This is a genomic window from Streptomyces sp. NPDC127177 (assembly GCF_042672475.1).
Taxonomy (GTDB): Bacteria; Actinomycetota; Actinomycetes; order Streptomycetales; family Streptomycetaceae; genus Streptomyces.
Window position 1 is genome coordinate 1 of record NZ_JBHXUW010000098.1, and the last position, 969, is coordinate 969.

The following is a 969-nucleotide window of genomic DNA, read 5'->3' on the forward strand; positions in this document are numbered from 1 at the left end:
AAACGCCCGGTTACATTCCGAACCCGGAAGCTAAGCCTTTCAGCGCCGATGGTACTGCAGGGGGGACCCTGTGGGAGAGTAGGACGCCGCCGAACAATCTTTGAAGGACCCTTGGTCCCAGCGTTCAACGCTGGGACCAAGGGTCCTTTTTGTTTTGCCGAAGCGCGTCGGATGACCGGCTGCGCAAGAATGTCTGTAGTACCCGATGACAGGAGCCCCACCGATGTCCACCAACTCTCCCGACGATCGTTCGGAGCGCGAGCCGCGTCGCCGGGACGGCGGTGACCGGGGCGGTTACAGCAGTGGTCGCGACGACCGGTCGGGCGGCCAGCGCCGGGACAACGACCGCGGCGGAAGCCGGCGTGACGACAGCCGGCCGACCAGCGGTGGCGGCGGTTTCCGCCGGGACGACAGCCGACCGACCAGCGGTGGCGGCGGATTCCGCCGGGACGACAACCGGGGCGACCGGGACCGTGCGCCCCGTCGTGACGACAGTCGTGGCGGCTCGTCCAGCGGTGGTGGCTTCCGTCGGGACGACAGCCGTGGTGGTTCGTCCGGTGGCGGTTTCCGTCGGGATGACAGCCGGGGTGGTTCTGGTTCGTCCGGTGGTGGGTTCCGGCGTGATGATCGGGCTCCGCGTCGTGATGATGATCGTGGTGGGCGTTCCGGTGGTGGGTTCGAGCGTCGTGATGACCGGCCGCGTGGGCCGCGTCGCGATGACGACCGTGGCGGCTCCGGTGGCGGTTTCCGCCGCGACGACAACCGTGGTGGCTCATCCGGTGGTGGGTTCCGGCGCGACGACAGCCGTGGTGGCTCGTCCAGCGGTGGCGGCTTCCGTCGGGATGACAACCGTGGTGGTTCGTCCGGTGGTGGCTTCCGTCGGGATGACAGCCGGGGTGGTTCTGGTTCGTCCGGTGGTGGGTTCCGGCGTGATGATCGGGCTCCGCGTCGTGATGATGATCGTGGTGG

Annotated in this window: 1 rRNA gene and 1 pseudogene; both read left to right on the forward strand. The window is 68.2% G+C overall.

The features are described 5' to 3' along the window. Positions 1–95, forward strand: a 5S ribosomal RNA gene (gene rrf, locus ACFVJX_RS34785); the annotation flags it as partial. Positions 96–485: 390 nt separating this feature from the next. Beyond that, positions 486–969: pseudogene (locus tag ACFVJX_RS34790) on the forward strand (hypothetical protein); the annotation flags it as partial.